This window comes from Acidovorax sp. 100 (assembly GCF_003688355.1).
Classification (GTDB): Bacteria; Pseudomonadota; Gammaproteobacteria; order Burkholderiales; family Burkholderiaceae_C; genus Acidovorax; species Acidovorax delafieldii.
Genome location: NZ_REFD01000001.1, coordinates 812,733 through 832,218 on the forward strand (window position 1 = coordinate 812,733; position 19,486 = coordinate 832,218).

Below are 19,486 nucleotides of genomic sequence, written 5' to 3' on the forward strand. Positions count from 1 at the left end.
GGAGTCCCCATGGACTGGAACCTGAACCTCAAGCGCCTGATGGGCGAAGCCACCCAGCTGGTGCGCAGCGGCCAACTGGCCGACGCCACGCGGGCCATCCAGCAAACCCTGGGCGAGGCCGTGGCGCGCCATAGCCCCCCTCCCGCACCCGCCAGCACAAGCGCCCCCCCACTGCACGCGCCCGAACCCACGGCAGGGAACGTCCCCCGCTGGCGCAGTGCCCACACCGCGCAAGAGGTGGAAGACGCCGTGGTCATCGACCGCAGCACCCACGCTCCGCCCGCAGAGGCACAGCCCACGACCACACCACGCCCCGCCGCCAGCCACCACCCGCTGGCGGAGCCCGCCGGCAGCTTCACCCGCGTGGCCTTCACCCACCCGGGCGCTCGGCACAACCCGCACCACTACCACCTGTACGTGCCCCCGGGCGCCACGGCAGGCACCCCCATGCCCCTGGTGCTGATGCTGCACGGCTGCACGCAGAACCCGGTGGACTTTGCGACGGGCACGGGCATGAACGACGCAGCAGTGCCCGCCAACGCACTGGTGCTGTACCCCGAGCAACCCCACAGCGCCAACCCCAACGGCTGCTGGAACTGGTTTCGCCCTGGCGACCAGCACCGGGGCAGCGGCGAGCCCGCGCTGATCGTGGCCATGCTGCGGGATGTGATGGCGCGCCACCCGGTGGATGCGCAACGCGTCTACGTGGCGGGCCTGTCCGCCGGCGGCGCCATGGCCGCACTGCTGGGCCGCGAATACCCCGACCTGTTTGCGGCCGTGGGCGTGCACTCCGGCCTGCAGGCGGGTGCCGCGCACAACGTGATGGGCGCACTGTCGGCGATGAAGAACGGGGCCAAACCCGGTGCGGCGACCCACCATGCCGCTGACGCACCAGCCCTGCCACCCCCACCGGTGATCGTGTTCCACGGCGACGCCGACACCACCGTACATGCACACAACGGTGAACAGCTCATCGAGGCAACGCTGTCAGCACTGGCCACGGCCCCAGGTGACGGCCAGACGACGGTGGAGACCGTGCACCAGGGCCAGTCCCGTGGTGGCCAGAGCTACACCCGCAAGGCCTACACCGTGGCGGGTGGCGCCCCGTCGGCCAGCGCACTGACTGGCACGGTGGTGGCAGAACACTGGGTGCTGCACGGCGCAGGGCACGCGTGGGCCGGTGGGCACGCGGGCGGCAGCCACACCGACCCGTGCGGCGTGGACGCCACGCAGGAGATGCTGCGGTTTTTTCTGGAGCATCCGCGCGCTGCGAGGCATTGACTCCCCGCACGCGTCCGCTCGGTCTTCGACGCGCTAAGGCCGGTGTGCAAGATCGCGCACAACACCTTCTAGCCCCTGAACCAAGCGGGCCAGGCGGTCGAAGTCCACCTGGTCAGGAGTGTCCTGGCCGGTGTGATAGTGGGGATAGCGATAAGGGGCGGTGTCGGTCACCATCAACGCGGGATAGCCCGCGTCGAGATAGGCCGCATGGTCTGAATAGTCCACGCCGGGGATGAAGCGGGGCGCCGCAATGCCCTCGGACGGAAACACCGCGTGGGACCGAAAGGACCGCACCACCTTTCGCACCAACCCCAGGTCGCCAGGCGTCGCCACAAAAGCGATGAAATCACCCTGCGTGGGGTAGAACTGGTTCAGGGGCCAGGGGTACTTCTGCGACCCTTCGGCGCTGGAAAAGTACCCCATGGTCTCCAGCGACAGCATCGCAACCACCGGCGCCCCACGAGCCAACAAGGCCTGGGCGTGCACCTGGCTGCCCATCAGCGGGGTCTTGAAAAAGGGCGGCTCTTCGTTGGTGTAGAGCACAAACATCACGTCTGCCTGCGCGGTGGCGCCCAGGTGCTTGAGGCTTTTGGCCAGCGCTAGCACGGCGGCGGTGCCCGTGGCGTTGTCGTTGGCGCCGGGCGTTTCGTGCGCCGAGTCGTAGTGGGCGCCAACCACCACCAGCCGCTGGCCCGGTGCACTCTGGCTGGGCACCGTGACCTCCAGGTTACGCACCGCCACACCGCGCGCCTTGAACTCGTCGCGCCGGACTCGGTAGCCGTACGATGCCAGTTCCGACTCCAGATAGGTCGCCACGGCCTCCAGGGCGGCAGGGTGCTGGGTGTTGTGTTCCTGCGCTGCAATCACGGCCACATGCTGGCGCAATTGCTGTGCCAGCACCTGCTGCTCTGCGGTGGCGGGCAGGAGCGCGCCGCGGTGCGAACTGCCGGGCATGGTGGTGACTGCCAGGATGGCCGCCAGCAGCAGGCCCAACACGGTGGCGAGGGCCCCGGTGATGCGCAGCAGGCTTTGCCCCAGGCGCAGGGCGATCTGTGAAATTCTCATAGCGTTGTATTCATCGGCACTGCGTGCCTGTTACCAAGCACATGCCCCGAGCGCATCCGTCACTTTGATGGACCACTGCGACGCGGGCGCGCCTTGCGATAGCGACGGGTGGCCTCGGCCACCATGGCGTCCTTGGGCAACAGCTGGGTGCCGCCCACCCACAGCTCGGTGGCAGTGCCGCTGGCATCGCGCACGCGGCGCACCGGCTGGCCGGGGCTGGCGTAGGCCGAGGCTTTCTGGACCACGCCGGTGTCGCGCCCGGTGATGGCCAGCTCCGTGGTGGCGGCGTTAAAGGGCACGAACATGGCGGGCACCACCTGGCACACCACCTTGCCCATGGGCACCAGGTCGCTGGCGCCCCACAGGCTCCACCAGCGCCCCGCCCAGGCGGCTTCCTTTTTGCCCGGCGCACCATGCTGCTGGAACGCGAACAGGATGCTGGCAATGCCTTCCACCCACTCGGTGGACAGGCCGTCCTGCGCGTTGGTGAGCACCGTCACCGTCAGATCCAGCGCGGGGTAGCGCGCGGTGCGTGACAGGAACCCTTGCAGGCTGCCGGTGTGGCCCATCCATTCGCGCGGGCCCGGCGCGCTGAGCATGGTGCCCAGGCCGTAGTGGGACTCGAACAGGTTGCAGGGGTCGCGCCAGCGGCGCTGCGCCATCTCGCGGCGGCTGGCGGGCGACAGGATGCTGCGCTGGCTGTCTGGCGCCAGCTGCGAAAAGAAGCGGGCCACATCCGACGCGGTGGACACAAACCCGGCCGCCGGGGCCATGGCGTCGCACCGGTTGTCGCCCGGCACGATGAGGCGCTGGCCGAACGGAAACTCGCTGCTGTGGCCCACGGCCATCGGGGCGCCCCGGGCCAGGCGCGGCATGTCGGGCACGGTTTCCTGCAGGCCCGCAGCATCGATCACGTGGCGCACCATCCAGCTGGCGTACTCCGTGCCGGTGACCTGCTCCATCATCAGCCCCAGCAGGCCGTAACCGTGGTTCGAGTACTTGAGCTGCACCCCCGTCTCCAGCGGCGGCTTGTGGCGCAGATCCGCCAGCAGCTCGGCGCGGGAGAGATACGGCCGCCGGTCGAGGAACTGGCCGGCATCGGGCCCGTCGCGCGTCACGCCCGCGCTGTGCGAGAGCAGCTCGCCAATGCGCGCCCGGGCCAGGTCCTTGTGCAGGCCATCGACATAGCGGCCAATGGGGTCGTCGAGCCCGACCTTCCCCTGCTCGCGCAGCAGCATGACGCCCGCTGCCGTAAAGCTCTTGGAGTGCGACGCGATGCGCAGGCGGTGCCGGGGCGTGAGGGGTTGGTGGGTGCGCATGTCGGCCACGCCCAGGGCCAGCTCGGCCACGGTCTCGCCGCCGCGTGCAATGGCCACGGAACACCCGGGCTGGCGGTAGCGCTCCAGTTGCAGGTCCAGCCACTGCGGCAGGTAGTCCAGGGCGGCGTGGAGCCAGGCGGGTTGGGTGGTGTGGTTCTTCATGGGTTGCTCGGCTCCATGCATCCAGAAACGGGGTGGGGCAGTGTAGGCCACACACCTGGATAGGCACGTGGACACACAGGCCCGCAGGGCGCACAGGATGGCGCGCAGGTGCAGCGGCACAATCCTTCCTTTTCGCACGCAAGCCCATGCCCCCCATCGCCGTCATCGACTTTGAAACCACCGGCGTGTCGCCCGGCCAGGGCGCGCGCGCGACCGAGGTGGCCATCGTGCTGCTGGAAGGCGGCCAAGTGGTGGACCGGTTCCAGAGCCTGATGAAAACCGGGGTGTGGATTCCGTCCTTCATCACCCAGCTCACCGGCATCACCAACGCGATGGTGAACGCCGCGCCCGACGCGGCGCAGGTGATGCAGGATGCCGCGCGCTTTGTGGGCGATGCGCCCATGGTGGCGCACAACGCGTCGTTCGATAGCAAGTTCTGGCAGGCCGAACTGGCCCTCGCCGGGCTGCCTGCACCGCAGCCGTTTGCGTGCACGGTGCTGCTGTCGCGGCGCCTGTACCCCGAGGCGCCCAGCCACCAACTGGGCACGCTGGTGGACTACCACGGCCTGCCGCGCACAGGCCAGGCCCACCGGGCGCTGGCCGATGCCGAGATGGCCGCTGCGCTGCTGGCCCGCATGCAGCACGACCTGCGCACCCGCTGGCGGGTGGCCGAGCCCAGCTACGCCTTGCTACAAACGCTGCAGCGCTGCGCCAAGCCCAAGGTGGGGGCGCTGCTGGCGCAGCATGCGGGCGCCTGATCCGACTTGCCCGCTGGGGATGCCACCGCACTTTTACTATTGAATTAATAGCTGCCAGCGCATGATTTACTAGCGCTTGCGGCATTTTTGACTCGAATCCAGGGCTGACGACCAATCTCCAGAGCATGCGTCTGCAGGGGCCGCGCAAGTCCCTCCGCAGCGGTTGTACTGGCCTGCTCTGCAGATAATCGATCGGGACTTGCACGACGGAGCGGTGCCACCGATGGCGCAGACCCGCCTTCGTCCTCATAACCTGTTCACGACGACAACATGAAAGGCTTGGCCATGGGGTATCTGGTACTGGGACTGGTGCTGTTTCTGGGCGTGCACTCGGTGCGCATCGTGGCCGATGGCTGGCGCACGCAGACGCGGGCGCGCCTGGGCGAGATGCCGTGGAAAGGGCTGTATTCGCTGGTGTCGGCCGTGGGCCTGGCATTCATCGTCTGGGGCTACGGCCTGGCGCGGCAGCAGCCGGTGGTGCTGTGGGTGCCGCCCATCGGCATGCGGCACGCCGCAGCGCTGCTGACGCTGATCGCCTTTGTGCTGCTCGCCGCCACCTATGTGCCGCGCAATGCCCTCAAGGCGCGGCTGCACCACCCCATGGTGCTGGGCGTGAAGGTGTGGGCGCTGGCGCATTTGCTGTCCAACGGCAACCTGGCCGACGTGCTGCTGTTTGGCAGCTTCTTGCTGTGGGCCGTGCTGAGCTTTCGCGCCGCGCGCCAGCGCGACCGGGCGCAGGGCACCGTGTACGCGGCAGGCAGCGCTGCAGGCACGGCGGCGGCTGTGGTGGTGGGTGCAGTGGCCTGGGCGGGCTTTGCGTTCTGGGGCCATGCGTGGCTGATCGGCGTGGCGCCGCTGGGGCGATGATCGAACGCTGGGAAGGCCGGCACCCCAAATGCCGGAGAATCCGCGCTTTGCGTTTTCTCCTTTCTCGCTGAGACCTCTATGACCGAAGCCACCACCCCCAACACCCCCGCCCTGCCGCCCCTGCCCGACCACCTGTCGGTCAACCCCCGCAGCCCGCACCATGTGGCCGCCGTGTTCGAGCACGACATCGGCATCCGCCTGAACGGCAAGGAGCGTTTTGATGTGGAGGAATACTGCATCAGCGAAGGCTGGGTGAAGGTGCCCGCCGGCAAGACGGTGGACCGCAAGGGCCAGCCGCTGCTCATCAAGATCAAGGGCACGGTCGAAGCTTTTTACAAGTGACCGCTGCACGGGCGGCCGCGCCGCTCGCCCCTGGTGCCTGGGTGATCCACTGCGACGGCAGTGCCTGGCCCAACCCAGGGCGCATGGGCCTGGGGGCCGTGCTGACCGGCCCCGACGGGACCGTGCGGCACCAGATCTCCGAAGCCACCACCTTCACCGGCTGCAACAACGAGGCCGAGTTGCGCGCGCTGATGTTGGCGCTGCAGTGGCTCGCGCAGCAGGGCATTGCCACATCAACCCAAGTGCACGTGTTCAGCGACAACAGTGTGCTGGTGGAACAGTTGGGCAGCCACCCCAAGGCACCGATTGAGCGGCTGGCAGCGCTGTTTGACGAAGCACGCCAGGCACTGCGGCAGTTCCCACAAGCCCAGGTCCAGTGGATTCCCCGCCACCGCAATGGCGCGGCCGATACGCTGGCCCGCGCCGCCCTGGGGCTGGCACCCAAGGCCGCCACGCCGCAAGGCCAGACCATCAAAAAGCGCCGCCGGCGCTGAGCCCCCCGCCGGGCACAGGCCATCAGGCCGGGTCGAGCCCTGCAGCCACACGGTAGGCCTGGATGCGCGGCAGCACCGCCTGGCGACGGGCGATGCTTTGCGCAGGCCACAACCCCTCGCGTTCGTAATATTCCGCCACGGCGGGTATCCCGGGCGGCAACACCACCCAGGGCTGTTTCGAGGCCGTGAAGATATGGATGTCGGGCGGCAGGTGGTCAGGCGCATCCAGCGTGCCCACGCGCACAAACGCCATGACGGGCCCCGCGCCTGCGTAGTGGCTCCACACAGCCACCTGGCAGTGCGGGCAACGCGCGATCTGCTGGCCCTGGCCGCTTTCTGACGGGGTATGCACCATCGCCGGGGTGCCTGCGAGCAGTTCCACACGGTCGGCCTCGATCATCGCGTTCAGCGCAAAGGCAGCGCCACTTTCGCGCTGGCACCAGCGGCAGTGGCAGCAGTGCACAAACAGTGCGGGCGCCAACAGGCGGTAGCGCACATGGCGGCAGGTACAGCCGCCTTCCAGCGGGTATTCAGGGGCAGGGTGGGGCATGAGGGGGGTGTCCTTGCAGCGGGGTGAGGGTGGGCACAACACCGGCCTTCAGCCGCAGGCGCGGGCCAGCAGCAGCGCCTTTTCCTGCGCGTTGCGGGTGAGGCTGGCCGCGCGCTCGAACTCGGCACGCGCTTCATCTCCCCGGCCCAGCTTGGCCAACAGGTCGCCGCGCACGCTGGGCAGCCAGTGGTAGTGGCGCAGCAGAGGGTCGCTGGCCAGGGCATCGACCAGCGCCAGCGCGGCCTCCGGCCCCTCGGCCATGCCCACGGCCACGGCACGGTTCAATGCCACCACGGGCGAGGGCGCCACCTGCAGCAGTGCGTCGTACAGCGCCACGATGTGGGGCCAGTCCGTGTCTTGCGCCTGCCGGGCGCGTGCGTGGCAGGCCGCGATGGCGCCCTGCAATGCGTACGGCCCCCAGGGCTTGCCGGCGCGCGCGAGCTGCTCGGCCTTGTCCAGGGCGGCCAGGCCCCGGCGCACTAGGAGGTGGTCCCAGCGCGCGCGGTCCTGGTCCATGAGCAGCACGGGCTGGCCCTGTGCATCAGTGCGTGCGGGCAGGCGCGAGGCCTGGATTTCGAGCAGGGCCACCAGGCCTTGCACCTCGGGCTCGTCGGGCGCCAGGCTGGCCAGCACCCGCACCAGGCGCTGGGCCTCGCCACACAGCGCGGGGCGCATCCAGTCGTCGCCCGCGGTGGCGGCATAGCCTTCGTTGAAGATGAGGTAGATCACCTCCAGCACCGAGGCCAGGCGCGGCGCGCGCTCGGCCGCGCCGGGCACTTCAAACGGCACCTGCGCGGCCGTGAGGCTGCGTTTGGCGCGCACGATGCGCTGGGCCACGGTGGGCTCGGGCACCAGAAAGGCGCGCGCGATCTCGGCCGTGGTGAGGCCGCCCAGCAGCCGCAAGGTGAGGGCCACCCGCGCCTCGGTGGGCAGCACGGGGTGGCAGGCGGTGAAGATCAGGCGCAGCAGGTCGTCGCCAATGTCGTCCTGCTCGGCGTGCATCAGGGTGTCCACCACGTCGGGGGCGTACTGCGCCTCGAGCGCTTCGAGGTCATGGCCTAGGGCCTCGTGCTCGCGCTGGTGCAGGGCCTGCTGGCGCAGGTGGTCGATGGCGCGGCGCTTGGCGGTGGTCATGAGCCACGCGGCCGGGTTGGCGGGCAGGCCGTCTTTGGGCCAGTGCTCCAGCGCGGCCACCAGGGCGTCTTGCGCCAATTCCTCGGCCCGGCCCACGTCGCGCGTCATGCGCGCCACGCTGGCAATGATGCGCGCGGCCTCGATGCGCCACACCGAGTCGATGCTGCGGTGCAGGGCATCGCGGCCGGGCAGGGCAGAAGGTTTCACGCGATCAAAAGGTGTGAATGAATCCGGCGCATTCATTCACACGTTCTCAGCCCAGCGCCTTGCTGGCATCCACCATGTGCACAAACTCCCAGGTGTGGCCATCGAGGTCGTCAAAGCTGCGCGAGTACATGAAGCCCAGGTCTTGCGCCGGGCGCGGTGTGGTGCCGCCTGCGGCCACGGCCTTATCCACCAGCGCATCGACCTCTTCGCGACTGCTGCACGAGAAGCACATCAGCACCTCCGACGTGGTGCGTGCGTCGGCAATCGTTTTGTCGGTGAAGGTTTGGTAAAAGCTCTTGACCAGCAGCATCACGAAGAGGTTCTCGCCCACCACCAGGCAGGCGCCCTGGTCGTTGGTGAACTGGGGGTTGAACTCGTAGCCCAGCGCGCGGAAAAACGCCTGCGAGCGGGCCATGTTCTCGATGGGCAGGTTCACAAAAATCTGTTGGTGCATGACGGACTCCTGAAGGGTGAGGACGGTAATGGGAAACGGAGGGTTTGGCAAAGGTGGAGGGGCGGTGGACGGCATTCACGTTGCGGGCTTTTGCGCCACGGCCTGCAGGTTGGCCAGGCCATCCTCGAAGTCCTGCCCCACCATGCGGTCCATGTTGAACACCAGGTGGGCGATCTTGGCCAGGTAGGGCACGGGGCCCTGCATGGCCCAGGTGACGCGGGTGGCCTCTGCGCCTTCGGGCAACAGCGTGAACTCGACCTGGTTGTGCGCTTCAAAGGGCTTCACAAAGTCGAGTTTCATGCCCACGCGGCGGGGTGCGGTGGCCTCGACGATCTCCATGCTGCCCACGCCCACCTTCTCGCTCTGCCAGGCGTAGCGAGCACCGGGGCCGCTGGTGGCGGCGCTGTACTGGCCCTGGATGGCCGGGTCTTTTCGTTCATACGGGTTCCAGGTGTTGAACTGGCGCAGGTCGTGGATGAGCCCGTACACCCGCTCGGGCGGCGCCGCAATCACGCGGCTGCGCTCCACGCGGAAGGTGTCCGGGCGGGTGGCGGCAAACGCCAGCAGCAGCGCCAGGGCCGCCAGCAGCACGAGGGCGATGGTCTTGATCATGGGGATGTTGTCCTTCACGCAGGGCATCAGCCGCGCAGGGCTTCGAGGTCGCGGAACTGCTCGACGCCATCCACCCCGGCAAAGTCCTCCATCTCATAGAGCTGGCGCACTTCGATCTCGGCATCCAAGCCCTCGCCGCGTGGATTGGGAAAACGGCGGGTCCATTCCAGCGCCTCGTCGCGGCTACGCACCTGGATGAGTGTGTAGCCCGCGATCAGCTCCTTGGTCTCGGTGAACGGGCCGTCGGTGACGGTGCGGGTGCCACTGGCGGCGTAGCCCACGCGCCAGCCTTTGGAGGAGGGCTGTAGGCCACTGGCGTCCAGCAGCACGCCGGCCCGCGCGAGTTCTTCGTGGTAGCGGGCCATCGCAGTCATCAGGGCTGCGGTCGGCTGGCAGCCCTGCTCGGATTCGGCGGTGGCCTGGATGATGATCATGAAGCGCATGGGGTTCTCCTCAGGGTAGTAAAAAATGCGGAAGCGCCGACGGTCCTTGCCAGGTGCTTCACAGTGACGACGAATGGGAGCGCCCGAAATCGACATCCGGATGGACAAGCCCGCGTGAAACAAGGGTTAACACTTATCCCGGCCGGTTGGCGCGCGGGGCGGGCGAGGGGCCGCCATAGGGAGACTACTGAGCGCCCGCACTGGGTTTTGCAACCCCTGGTCGATACAATTTGTAAAGACTGATTCATCGATCCCGAGACTTCGCCACCGCATCCTTCCGCCCGCCCGCCGGCGAGGTCCCCACGGGGGGACAACCGCCAGCCACACGCAGTGCCTTTGCCATGAAACGAGGATCGACCTATCGACAGCGGCCACACCGCCGATGGGTGGTATTGGGGCTGTGCGCTGGCATGGCGGCAGCCCACGCGCAGTCCGACATCGCCGCCATGGCCGACCTGCCGCTGGAGCAGCTCATGCAGATGCAGGTCACCACGGCCAGCCGGTATGCACAGACGGCCCTGGAGGCCCCGGCGGCCGTGAGCGTGGTGACCGCCGATGACATCCAGCTGTTTGGCTACCGCACGCTGGCCGATGTGCTGGCCAGCATGCGCGGGCTGTACGTGTCCTACGACCGCAGCTACCACTATCTGGGCACACGGGGTTTTGCCACGCCGGGCGACTACAACACGCGGGTGCTGCTGCTGGTCAATGGCGTGCGCTTCAACGACAACCTCTACGACCAGGCGAGCATCGGCACGGACTTTCCCATCGACCTGGACCTGGTGGAACGGGTGGAATTTGTGCCTGGCCCCGGGTCGGCGGTGTATGGAGCCAATGCGTTTTTTGGCGTGGTCAATGTCATCACCCGCGACGGTCGCCAGCTGGGCGGGCGCCAGGTGAGCACCGAGGCCGGCAGCCATGGCTACGCCAAGCTGCGGTTTTCGGTAGGTGCCGTCGATGCGCTGGGAGGCGACTGGCTGATCGCGGCCACGCGCTCCACCGCACGCGGGGCCGACCAGTACTACCCCGCGTTCGATGCGCCCGCCAGCCACCAGGGCGTGGCGCACGGCCTGGACTATGACCGCAGCACCCAGCTGTTCGCCCGCATGCGACGCGATGGGCTGACGCTGACACTGGCCCACGGCGAGCGCACCAAGGGCATCCCGACCGCAGCGTTCTCACAGGTTTTCAACGACCCGCGCTCGCGGTACATCGACACCAGCACGCGCGTGGCCGCCGAATACACCGCGCAATGGCAGCCGACGCTGGCCTTCACTGCACGCCTGCACGCCGGGCGCTACCAGTACGTGGGCGACTACGTGTACGACTACCCGCCCGTGACGGTGAACCGCGACGTCGGCACCGGCCAGTGGTGGGGCACCGAATGGCAATGGGTGAGCACGGCCTTGGCGCGGCACAAGCTGTCGTGGGGGCTGGACTACCGGCGCGACACCCGCATCGCTCAGCGCAATGACGACCTGGATCCGCCCGCGCAGTACCTTGACACACGCCGCAACGGCAATGTGCTGGGCGTCTATGTGCAGGATGAGTTTGCACTGCGCCCCGACCTCACGCTGCACACCGGCCTGCGCTGGGGGCAGCAATCGGGCAGCGCGGGTGCCTTGCACCCCCGCCTGGGGCTGGTGTACTGGTGGGACGCGGCCACTGCTGTCAAGCTGCTGCACGGCACGGCCTACCGTCCGGCCAATGCCTATGAACGCGACTACCGCGTGAACCTGCCTGGCGGCGTGGTGGACACCACCAGCATCCGGTCCGAGCGTGTGCGCACCACCGAACTGGCCGTGGAGCATGCCCCGACCGGGGCCACGCGCCTGCTGTTGACGGCGTTCCGGTCGGGGGTGAGCGACCTGATCTCGCTGGACAGCCTGGGCCACTCGGACCGGCTCACCTTCAACAACACCCGCACCGTCAAAGTGCATGGCCTGGAAGCCGAGGCCGAACAACGCTGGGCGGGCGGGCGGCGCCTGCGCGTGGCCTATGGGTGGCAAAAGGCGCGGGACCCGTCAACGGACGGCGCGCTGACCAACTCGCCCCGGCACCTGCTCAAGCTCCAGTGGTCCGATGTGCTGCACACGCCTGCGAACTGGGGCTGGAACCCGGGCCGCTATGCCATCGAGGCCATCGGCATCGGCCCGCGCAACACCGTGCTCAACGCCCGCCTGCCCGGGCATGTGCTGACCCATCTGACCTATTCCACGCGCATCGCGGATGTGGATGTATCGCTGGGGGTGTACAACCTGTTCAACCGCCGCTACGCAGACCCCGCTTCGTTCGAGGTGCGGGAAGATGCGATCCGGCAGGACGGGCGTACCTACCGCATCAAGCTGACGTACGCGTTCTGAGCCATGGCCTATTTCCTGCGATTGCGCACGCTGCTGGCGATCTGCCTGTGGACGGTGTGTGGCGTGGGCACCAGTGCAGCCCGTGCCAACGAGCCCGTGGCTGACCTGGACCTCAAGGCCGCCTACATCTTCAACTTCATCCAGTTCATCGACTGGCCCGACAGCGATGGCGCGCCCTGCAATGACGTCACGGTGTGCGTGTCTGCCTTCAGCCCGCTCAAGCGCGCCCTGACTGCGCTCGATGGCAAACCGGCCACCAAGGGCCGCACCGTGCGCGTGCGGTTGCTGGATCTGCCAGCGATTCGTGGCTGCCGCGTGCTCATCATCCACAACGCCGAAGTGGAGCCTGTTCTGCGACTGCTGCGTACCCTGCCGCCGTCCCACGGCATCCTCACCGTGTCGGATGAAATCACCTTTGTGAATCCCGAAATCGTCATCGCACTGGCCCAACAGGAAGGGCGTGTGGTGTTCGGCATCAGCCCCGACGCCGCCAACAAGGCCGGCCTCATCATCAGCTCACGGCTGCTGCGGCTGGCCAAGGGAGGCCGGTGAAAACACGCCCCGCTGAAGCCGACACCGCAGCGCCAGCAAGCCCGGCGACACATGCCCTGCTGTCATCGCGCCTGGTGGTCACCGGCATCCTGGCCGCAGGCCTGGCGCTGCTGACCGTGGTGCTGGCGCTCACCGGCGTGGACTACTGGAGCACCCGCGCGTCCATGCTGCAAGACAGCCGGGTGGAAGCCGCCATCGTGGCCGACAACATCTCTGCGGCCGTGGTGTTCCGCGACACCAGCACCGCCAACGAAATGCTGGGCGCGCTGCGGTCATCGTCCATGGTGATCAGCGCCACGGTGTACGACAAGGATGGCGTGCTGTTCGCGCATTACGCGCGCGACCGCGACCCGGACTTTCCCACCACGCTGCGTGCCACGGGACTGAACGGCGCCGCAGAGCGCGCTGGCTGGCGCATGCTCGAGATCGCCCGGTCCGTCGAGGCGTCTGGCACCAACTGGGGCACGCTGTACATCCGCAAGTCGATGGCAGCGGTGTACATGCGGCTGGGCATCCGGTTTGGCACCGCCTTGTTGATCGCCATTTGCGTGATGGCCATGGCCACCGCCATGGTGCTGCGCAGCCGCGCTGCTGTGCGCGAGGCCGAGAACCGCTTGCACGCGCTCGCCCACACCGACGCCGTCACCGGCACGGGCAACCGGCACGCGTTCAACGAGCGGCTGGCCGCCGAGCTGCAGGGCGCACGCAGTGCGGGCTACCGGGTGGCACTGGTGTACATCGACCTGGACAACTTCAAGACACTCAACGACACCTTCGGCCATGCGGCGGGGGACGGCCTGTTGCGCCAGGTGGCCCGGCGCCTGCAATCCGTGGTGCGCAGCACCGACACCATCTCGCGCCTGGGGGGCGACGAGTTTGCGTTGATCCTGCGGCTGGACATGGATGACGCGGCGCTGGAGAAATACGCGCAGCGCATCGTCAGCGTCTTCCAGGCCGCTTACACCGAGGTCGGCCAGCAGGTCAACGTGACCTGCAGCGCAGGCATTGCCACGTTTCCCGACGATGCGATGGACATGGACGCGCTGGTGAGCAACGCCGACACCGCCATGTACCGCGCCAAGGAGATGGGCAAGAACCGCTGTGTGCGGTTTGATGCGTCGATGAACCTGGCCGTGGTGCGGCGCCAGGCCATTGAACAGGCGCTGCGTGCCGAGCTGGAGCAGGGCACCGGTTTGGCGCTGCACTACCAGCCCCTGTTTGCCGCCAGCGACCGGGCCCTGGTCGGCGCCGAGGCCTTGCTGCGGTGGACGCATGCGGAGCTGGGTTCCGTGTCGCCGCTCGAAGCCGTGTCGGTGGCCGAGGACTGCGGACTCATTGCCCCGCTGGGCTACTGGGTGATGCGTACCGCCTGCCGCGACGCCGCACAGTGGAAAGGGGGCCCGCCCCTGCGCGTGGCCGTGAACATCTCGGCGCGGCAGCTGGGTGACCCACAGTTTCTGGAACGCGTGATGGACATCCTGCGCGAAGAGGGCCTGCCCGCGCACCTGCTGGAAATCGAGCTGACCGAAACCGTGCTGATGGAAAACATGGAGGCCGGCGCCCACACGCTGCACCGGTTGAGCCAGCTGGGCATTCACCTGGCCATCGATGACTTTGGCACCGGCTACTCGTCACTGGCATATCTGCGCCAGTTGCCCATGCGGCGCCTGAAGATCGACCGCAGCTTTGTCAAAGACCTGCCGGGGCAGGAGCACAGCCGTGCCATCGTCACCGCCATTGTGGCGCTGGCGCACGGCCTGGGGCTGCAGGTGACCGCCGAAGGCGTGGAAACCCAGGAGCAGGCCGACTACCTGGTGCGGCAAGGCTGCGATGTGCTGCAGGGCTATGTGTTTGCACGCCCCATGCCTGCGCCGCAGTTCCTGGCGCTGCAGGCAGGCGCTTCGGCTTGATTCAATCCACCGCGCCGTGGTAGCAGGGCGCCAGTTCGCGCACCTCCACGGTGGCCCACTCGGCGGCCGGGCATTCGCGGGCAATGGCAACGGCCTCGTCGCGCGTGGCGCAGTCGATGAGAAAGAAGCCGCCCACCATTTCCTTGGTCTCGGCAAACGGCCCGTCGGTCAGACGGGTCTGCCCTTCGCGCACCTGCAGCCGCACCGCCTGCTCGGTCGAGGCCAGCGACTCGCTGGCGCGCAACAGGCCGCGGGCCTGCAGACCGGCACCAAAACGCTGCATGCGGGCATAGGCCTCCTGGCCACCGGCCAGGCCCCGCTCGGCGCGCTGGCCGTGGGGTTCCATGATGAGCAACAGGTAAGGCATTGGGTCTCCTGAATCGGGGCCGGTTGTGCCCACCCGCACGGACTACGCCATCGGTGGGGGCTGCAAGGGCGCCATGCTAACAGCCTCATTTGCTATGTTTTCAATAGCTAATAGGGCATGTTCGACCAGCGCCATAGGCAGATTTCATGCAAAGGGTTGCGCGCTGCAGCATCGCTGTGCTATCTTCGGTTCCCTATGCAACGCAGCATGCTCCTATCCACCCTATCGCTAGGCCTAGTGCCTGGCCGGGGTCTGCCTGCGTTCGCCACCGTTGCCGTTTTGCGCAACACCTGATTTCCCCCTGACCCCGGCCCGCGAACCAGCCTTTGCACACGCAAAGGGCTGCAGGGGATGTCATTCGTTTTGATTTCTTTCGATTCCGATTGACCCGTGCACCGTGCCTGATTGGCACACCGCACACACCGTTCGTGGAGCCCCTCATGATTGCCAAGCCCGCCACCAAATACCAACCCATCGCCCCCATTGCGCTCGCCGACCGCCAATGGCCCAACCGCAGCATCACCCACGCGCCCGTGTGGCTCTCCACCGACCTGCGCGATGGCAACCAGGCCTTGTTCGAGCCCATGAACGGCGAGCGCAAGATGAAGCTCTTTCACGAGCTGGTGCGCATCGGCTTCAAGGAGATCGAAGTCGGCTTTCCCGCCGCGTCGCAAATCGATTTCGACTTTGTGCGCCGCCTCATCGACGAAAACCTCATCCCCGACGACGTGACCATCATGGTCATGACCCAGTCGCGCGAGGACCTGATCGCACGCACCGTGGAGGCCGTGAAAGGCGCACCCCGTGCCATCGTCCACTTGTACAACGCCACCGCGCCCGCGTGGCGCCGCATCGTTTTTGGCATGAACGTGACGCAGGTGATGCAGCTCATCGCGCACCATGTGGGCTACCTCAAGCAGCTCACCGACGCACAGCCCGAAACGCAGTGGACCCTGCAGTACTCGCCCGAAACCTTCAGCGCCACCGAACTCAGCGTGTCCCTCAAGGCCTGCCAGACGGCGGTTGCAGCATGGAATGCGGGCCCTGGCCGCCCCATCATCATCAACCTGCCCACCACCGTGGAAAACGCCACGCCCAACGTGTTTGCCGACCAGATCGAGTGGATGGATCGCCACTTGTCGCCACGCGAGCACATCGTCTTGTCGGTGCACCCGCACAACGACCGGGGCACGGGCGTGGCGGCGGCCGAGTTGGCCATGATGGCCGGTGCCGACCGTGTGGAAGGCTGCCTCTTTGGCAACGGTGAGCGCTGCGGCAACGTGGACATAGTGACCTTGGCGCTCAACATGTACCTGCAGGGCGTGCACCCGAACCTTGACTTCTCGGACATCACCTCGGTCGCGCGCATTGCCGAAGAATGCACCTCGCTGCCCGTGCATCCCCGCCACCCGTATGCGGGCGACCTGGTGTTCACCGCGTTTTCGGGCTCGCACCAGGACGCGATCAAGAAGGGTTTTGCTGCGCAAGACCCGAACGCCTTGTGGGAAGTGCCCTACCTGCCCATCGACCCGGCCGACCTCGGCCGCACGTATGACAGCGTGATCCGGGTGAACAGCCAGTCGGGCAAGGGCGGCATCGCGTTCTTGCTCGAACGTGAACATGGCGTGGTGATGCCGCGCCGCATGCAGGTGGAGTTCAGCGCCGTGGTGCAGCGCCAGACGGACGCGAGCGAAAGCGAGATGACGGGCGACGCTTTGTGGAGCCTGTTCCAGGCCACTTACCTGCAGGCACCCGTACACGCCACAGTACAGGCCGCCATCACCTGCCACAGCCACCGCATCGATGAAGACGGCCAGGGCATCGAGCTGGACGTGACCATCGACGGCACGCGCCAGACCCTGCGCGGCCAGGGCAACGGGCCGATTGCAGCTACGGTGGACGCGCTCGGTCTGCCACTGCGGGTGGACCACTACGAGGAACGCGCCACCGGCACGGGCGCCAACGCGCAGGCGATGGCCATTGTGGAAGCAGCCATGGACGGCGTGGCAGGTTCCACCTTTGGGGCAGGCGCCAGCCACAACATCGTGACTGCCTCGGTGCAAGCGATTGTGAGCGTGGCCAACCGGTTGATGGCGCGGCGGCCTGCGTTGCATCCAGAAGCAACTTCCCTGGCCGAGTGACCGAAACCCGCATGGAAATTCTTACCGCATCGACCCGGGATGCGCCCGCCATCAGCGCGCTTGCGTTGTCGGTGGCGCACTTCTTCACGCTGGACAAAGACGGGCGTGGTGCGGAGGCGTTTTTACAGACCCTGCAGCCCGAGGCGGTGGCGCTACGGCTGCAGAGTCCATCGTTCAAGACCTGGGTGGGGTGGACACGCAACAACACCTTGGCGGGCGTCGTGGTGGTGCGGGAGGACAGCCACCTGTTCCATCTGTTTGTGGCCGAGGCTTTCCAGGGACTTGGCTACGGGCAGCAACTGTGGCAACACGCCCTGTCCCATATCGCTACCGGCCCTGCACCGGGCATCACAGTCAACGCGACACCCCATGCCCGGGGCTTCTATGAGCGCATGGGGTTTTTGGCAACGGGTCCCAAGGTGGAGACCCGCGGGGTTGCATTCATTCCGATGCGGCGCGCCAGCGATGCATCCAGCATGGCGTACAAACAGGCCGCAGGGAATACCCCGTTCTGACGGGGATCGACAGGGGGTTTTCTCAGGCACTGCCAACGGCCTGCGCAAGGCTTGGCGCGCAAAGACCTTGGGGAGCCTGGGTAAAGTGCAGGGAGCCGCGTAAGTCCAGTAACCTCGGGCCCATGCGCGCCTTTCACAGCCTGAGCCTTGCCGCCTGCACCGCCGCCCTGCTGGTGCTGGCCGGTTGCAGTACATCGCGGCCTCCGTCCCCCTCGTCGCCACCGCAGGCTTCCACACGCACGGCGCCGCCGCTCACGCCGGAGCAGGCACACGACATTGCCATCCACGCGCTGGGCCTGGTGGGCACGCCGTATCGCTACGGCGGCAACACCCCGGACTCAGGCTTTGATTGCAGCGGCCTGATCGGCTACGTGTACCGCAACCAGGTGGGCACACCACCGCCGCGCACGGTGGCCCAGCTCAACACCTGGGGCTATCCCATCGACGGCAGCGAGCTGCGTGCCGGCGACCTGGTGGTGTTTGGCACGGGCCGCCAGCCCAGCCACGCTGGCATCTATGTGGGCGAAGGGCGGTTCGTGCATGCGCCGTCCACCGGCGGCACGGTGCGGCTGGACCACCTGCAGTCGCGCCACTGGGCGCGGCAGAATGCGGCGTTCCGCAGGCCGTAGCAGCTCCCCCTGAGTCGCCTTCGGCGCCTTCCCCCTGAGGGGGACGACGCACTCGCTGCGGGGCGGCCCTTGCTCTGCGTCACTCGCCTGGGCCGCGCCAGTCGTTCAGGATGCGCGCGGGATGGGCTGTCGCAAGGAAGCCCACCGCGCCGCGCGACAATCGGGGCCACCATGACCCACGCACACCGCTCCGCCACCCCCATCTCCACCCACGACACCACCCGCATTGATGACACGCGCATCAAGGCCGTGCGCCCACTGATCACACCGGCACTGCTGCAGGAATGGCTGCCCACGCCCGATGCAGCGCTGACCCTGGTCGAATCCAGCCGCGCCGCCATTTCGCGCATCCTGCATGGGCAGGACGACCGGCTGATCGTGGTGGTGGGGCCTTGCTCCATCCACGACCATGGCCAGGCCATGGACTATGCGCGCCAGCTGAAAGCACAGGCCGATGCACTGCAGGACGACCTGCTCATCGTGATGCGGGTGTACTTTGAAAAGCCGCGCACCACCGTGGGCTGGAAGGGCTACATCAACGACCCGCATCTCGATGGCAGCTTTGCCATCAACGAGGGGCTGGAGCTGGCCCGCAAGCTGCTGCTGGACGTGCTGGCGCTGGGCCTGCCCGTGGGCACCGAGTTCCTGGACCTGCTCTCACCGCAATTCATCAGCGACCTGGTGAGCTGGGGTGCCATCGGCGCGCGCACGACCGAGAGCCAGAGTCACCGGCAGCTGGCCAGCGGCCTGTCGTGCCCCGTGGGTTTCAAGAACGGCACCGATGGTGGCGTGAAGGTGGCGAGCGACGCCATTCTGGCGGCCAGCGCCGCGCACGCCTTCATGGGCATGACCAAGATGGGCCAGGCCGCGATCTTTGAAACGCGCGGCAACCAGGACTGCCACGTGATCCTGCGCGGCGGCAAGCAGCCCAACTACAGCGCCGCCGATGTGGATGCGACCTGCGCCGTGCTCAAGGCTGCCGGCCTGCGCGAGCAGGTGATGATTGACGTGAGCCACGCCAACAGCAGCAAGCAGCACCAGCGCCAGATCACGGTGGCGGCAGAAGTGGCGCAGCAGATTGCCGCAGGCGACACACGCATCACCGGCCTGATGATCGAGAGCCACCTGCAGGAAGGCCGCCAGGACATCGTGCCCGGCCAGCCGTTGGCGCATGGCGTGTCGGTGACGGATGCCTGCATCAGCATGGCGCAAACCGTGCCGGTCCTTGAAGGACTGGCAGCAGCAGTGCGGGCACGGCGCCAGAAGGCCTGACGCATCCGACGCACCTTGTACTCGGCTGGCACGCTTGGCGTCAGGCTGC

Annotated in this window: 20 protein-coding genes; 12 read left to right on the forward strand and 8 right to left on the reverse strand. The window is 67.4% G+C overall.

Annotated elements, in window-relative coordinates:
• Nucleotides 1-9 precede the first annotated feature (9 nt).
• Nucleotides 10-1,281 (forward strand): PHB depolymerase family esterase, encoded by a 1,272-nt coding sequence (locus C8C96_RS03830; protein ID WP_121941484.1) that lies wholly within the window; start codon nucleotides 10-12, stop codon nucleotides 1,279-1,281.
• Nucleotides 1,282-1,314: 33 nt separating this feature from the next.
• On the opposite strand, the gene C8C96_RS03835 is transcribed toward C8C96_RS03830, so the two are convergent.
• Both C8C96_RS03835 and C8C96_RS03840 read right to left on the reverse strand, forming a co-directional pair.
• Nucleotides 1,315-2,346 carry a M28 family peptidase gene (locus C8C96_RS03835; RefSeq protein WP_121941485.1) on the reverse strand — a complete coding sequence of 344 codons (1,032 nt, stop codon included), beginning with the start codon at nucleotides 2,344-2,346 and terminating at the stop codon, nucleotides 1,315-1,317.
• Nucleotides 2,347-2,405: 59 nt separating this feature from the next.
• Nucleotides 2,406-3,827, reverse strand: coding sequence for a serine hydrolase (locus tag C8C96_RS03840; RefSeq protein ID WP_121941486.1), 1,422 nt, complete (start codon nucleotides 3,825-3,827; stop codon nucleotides 2,406-2,408).
• 146 nt (nucleotides 3,828-3,973) lie between these two features.
• Here C8C96_RS03840 and C8C96_RS03845 point away from each other — a divergent pair, with 146 nt between their 5' ends.
• From C8C96_RS03845 to C8C96_RS03860, 4 genes are all read left to right on the forward strand, one after another.
• Nucleotides 3,974-4,585: a PolC-type DNA polymerase III gene (locus C8C96_RS03845; protein WP_121941487.1), complete on the forward strand. Its 612-nt coding sequence runs from the start codon at nucleotides 3,974-3,976 to the stop codon at nucleotides 4,583-4,585.
• Nucleotides 4,586-4,870: 285 nt separating this feature from the next.
• Nucleotides 4,871-5,452 (forward strand): NnrU family protein, encoded by a 582-nt coding sequence (locus tag C8C96_RS03850; RefSeq protein WP_056742546.1) that lies wholly within the window; start codon nucleotides 4,871-4,873, stop codon nucleotides 5,450-5,452.
• Nucleotides 5,453-5,530: 78 nt separating this feature from the next.
• The gene (locus C8C96_RS03855; RefSeq protein WP_015011863.1) at nucleotides 5,531-5,794 is read left to right on the forward strand and encodes a DUF3297 family protein; all 264 of its coding nucleotides are present in this window, start codon (nucleotides 5,531-5,533) and stop codon (nucleotides 5,792-5,794) included.
• Nucleotides 5,791-6,288, forward strand: coding sequence for a ribonuclease HI family protein (locus C8C96_RS03860; protein ID WP_121941488.1), 498 nt, complete (start codon nucleotides 5,791-5,793; stop codon nucleotides 6,286-6,288). The genes C8C96_RS03855 and C8C96_RS03860 overlap by 4 nt, the downstream gene beginning before the upstream one ends.
• A 22-nt stretch (nucleotides 6,289-6,310) precedes the next feature.
• Here the strand turns inward: C8C96_RS03860 and C8C96_RS03865 are convergent, their stop codons facing one another.
• The 5 genes from C8C96_RS03865 to C8C96_RS03885 form a co-directional block, all read right to left on the reverse strand.
• A complete protein-coding gene (locus C8C96_RS03865; protein ID WP_121941489.1) occupies nucleotides 6,311-6,838 on the reverse strand; it encodes a GFA family protein in 528 nt (175 codons plus the stop codon).
• A gap of 48 nt (nucleotides 6,839-6,886) precedes the next feature.
• Entirely contained in the window at nucleotides 6,887-8,179 is a 1,293-nt protein-coding gene (locus tag C8C96_RS03870; protein ID WP_199737431.1) for an RNA polymerase sigma factor, read from the reverse strand.
• A 46-nt stretch (nucleotides 8,180-8,225) separates the two neighbouring features.
• On the reverse strand, nucleotides 8,226-8,633 hold the full coding sequence (locus C8C96_RS03875; protein WP_121941490.1) for a VOC family protein: 408 nt from the start codon (nucleotides 8,631-8,633) through the stop codon (nucleotides 8,226-8,228).
• A 75-nt stretch (nucleotides 8,634-8,708) separates the two neighbouring features.
• On the reverse strand, nucleotides 8,709-9,245 hold the full coding sequence (locus C8C96_RS03880; protein ID WP_121943860.1) for an SRPBCC family protein: 537 nt from the start codon (nucleotides 9,243-9,245) through the stop codon (nucleotides 8,709-8,711).
• A 26-nt stretch (nucleotides 9,246-9,271) separates the two neighbouring features.
• Nucleotides 9,272-9,688: a YciI family protein gene (locus C8C96_RS03885; protein WP_121941491.1), complete on the reverse strand. Its 417-nt coding sequence runs from the start codon at nucleotides 9,686-9,688 to the stop codon at nucleotides 9,272-9,274.
• Between the two features lie 410 nt (nucleotides 9,689-10,098).
• Between C8C96_RS03885 and C8C96_RS03890 the strand changes: the two genes are divergently transcribed.
• Genes C8C96_RS03890 through C8C96_RS03900 form a run of 3 tightly spaced genes read left to right on the forward strand, consistent with a single transcriptional unit; the run spans nucleotide 10,099 to nucleotide 14,513 of the window.
• Complete coding sequence (locus C8C96_RS03890) at nucleotides 10,099-12,051, forward strand: TonB-dependent siderophore receptor (RefSeq protein ID WP_233584145.1); 1,953 nt, start codon at nucleotides 10,099-10,101, stop codon at nucleotides 12,049-12,051.
• Between the two features lie 3 nt (nucleotides 12,052-12,054).
• Nucleotides 12,055-12,603, forward strand: coding sequence for a YfiR family protein (locus C8C96_RS03895; protein ID WP_121941492.1), 549 nt, complete (start codon nucleotides 12,055-12,057; stop codon nucleotides 12,601-12,603).
• Nucleotides 12,600-14,513: a bifunctional diguanylate cyclase/phosphodiesterase gene (locus C8C96_RS03900; RefSeq protein ID WP_121941493.1), complete on the forward strand. Its 1,914-nt coding sequence runs from the start codon at nucleotides 12,600-12,602 to the stop codon at nucleotides 14,511-14,513. The genes C8C96_RS03895 and C8C96_RS03900 overlap by 4 nt, the downstream gene beginning before the upstream one ends.
• A 1-nt stretch (nucleotide 14,514) precedes the next feature.
• Here the strand turns inward: C8C96_RS03900 and C8C96_RS03905 are convergent, their stop codons facing one another.
• Nucleotides 14,515-14,880: a YciI family protein gene (locus C8C96_RS03905; RefSeq protein ID WP_056056900.1), complete on the reverse strand. Its 366-nt coding sequence runs from the start codon at nucleotides 14,878-14,880 to the stop codon at nucleotides 14,515-14,517.
• A 440-nt stretch (nucleotides 14,881-15,320) separates the two neighbouring features.
• On the opposite strand from C8C96_RS03905, the gene leuA reads away from it, so the two are divergent.
• From leuA to C8C96_RS03925, 4 genes are all read left to right on the forward strand, one after another.
• Complete coding sequence (gene leuA, locus C8C96_RS03910) at nucleotides 15,321-17,021, forward strand: 2-isopropylmalate synthase (RefSeq protein WP_121941494.1); 1,701 nt, start codon at nucleotides 15,321-15,323, stop codon at nucleotides 17,019-17,021.
• Between the two features lie 11 nt (nucleotides 17,022-17,032).
• Nucleotides 17,033-17,536, forward strand: coding sequence for a GNAT family N-acetyltransferase (locus tag C8C96_RS03915; RefSeq protein ID WP_121943862.1), 504 nt, complete (start codon nucleotides 17,033-17,035; stop codon nucleotides 17,534-17,536).
• Between the two features lie 122 nt (nucleotides 17,537-17,658).
• Nucleotides 17,659-18,165 carry a C40 family peptidase gene (locus C8C96_RS03920; protein ID WP_056742526.1) on the forward strand — a complete coding sequence of 169 codons (507 nt, stop codon included), beginning with the start codon at nucleotides 17,659-17,661 and terminating at the stop codon, nucleotides 18,163-18,165.
• 171 nt (nucleotides 18,166-18,336) lie between these two features.
• Nucleotides 18,337-19,437, forward strand: a complete 1,101-nt coding sequence (locus C8C96_RS03925) for a 3-deoxy-7-phosphoheptulonate synthase (RefSeq protein ID WP_121941495.1) — start codon at nucleotides 18,337-18,339, stop codon at nucleotides 19,435-19,437.
• The last annotated feature ends 49 nt before the right edge of the window (nucleotides 19,438-19,486 follow it).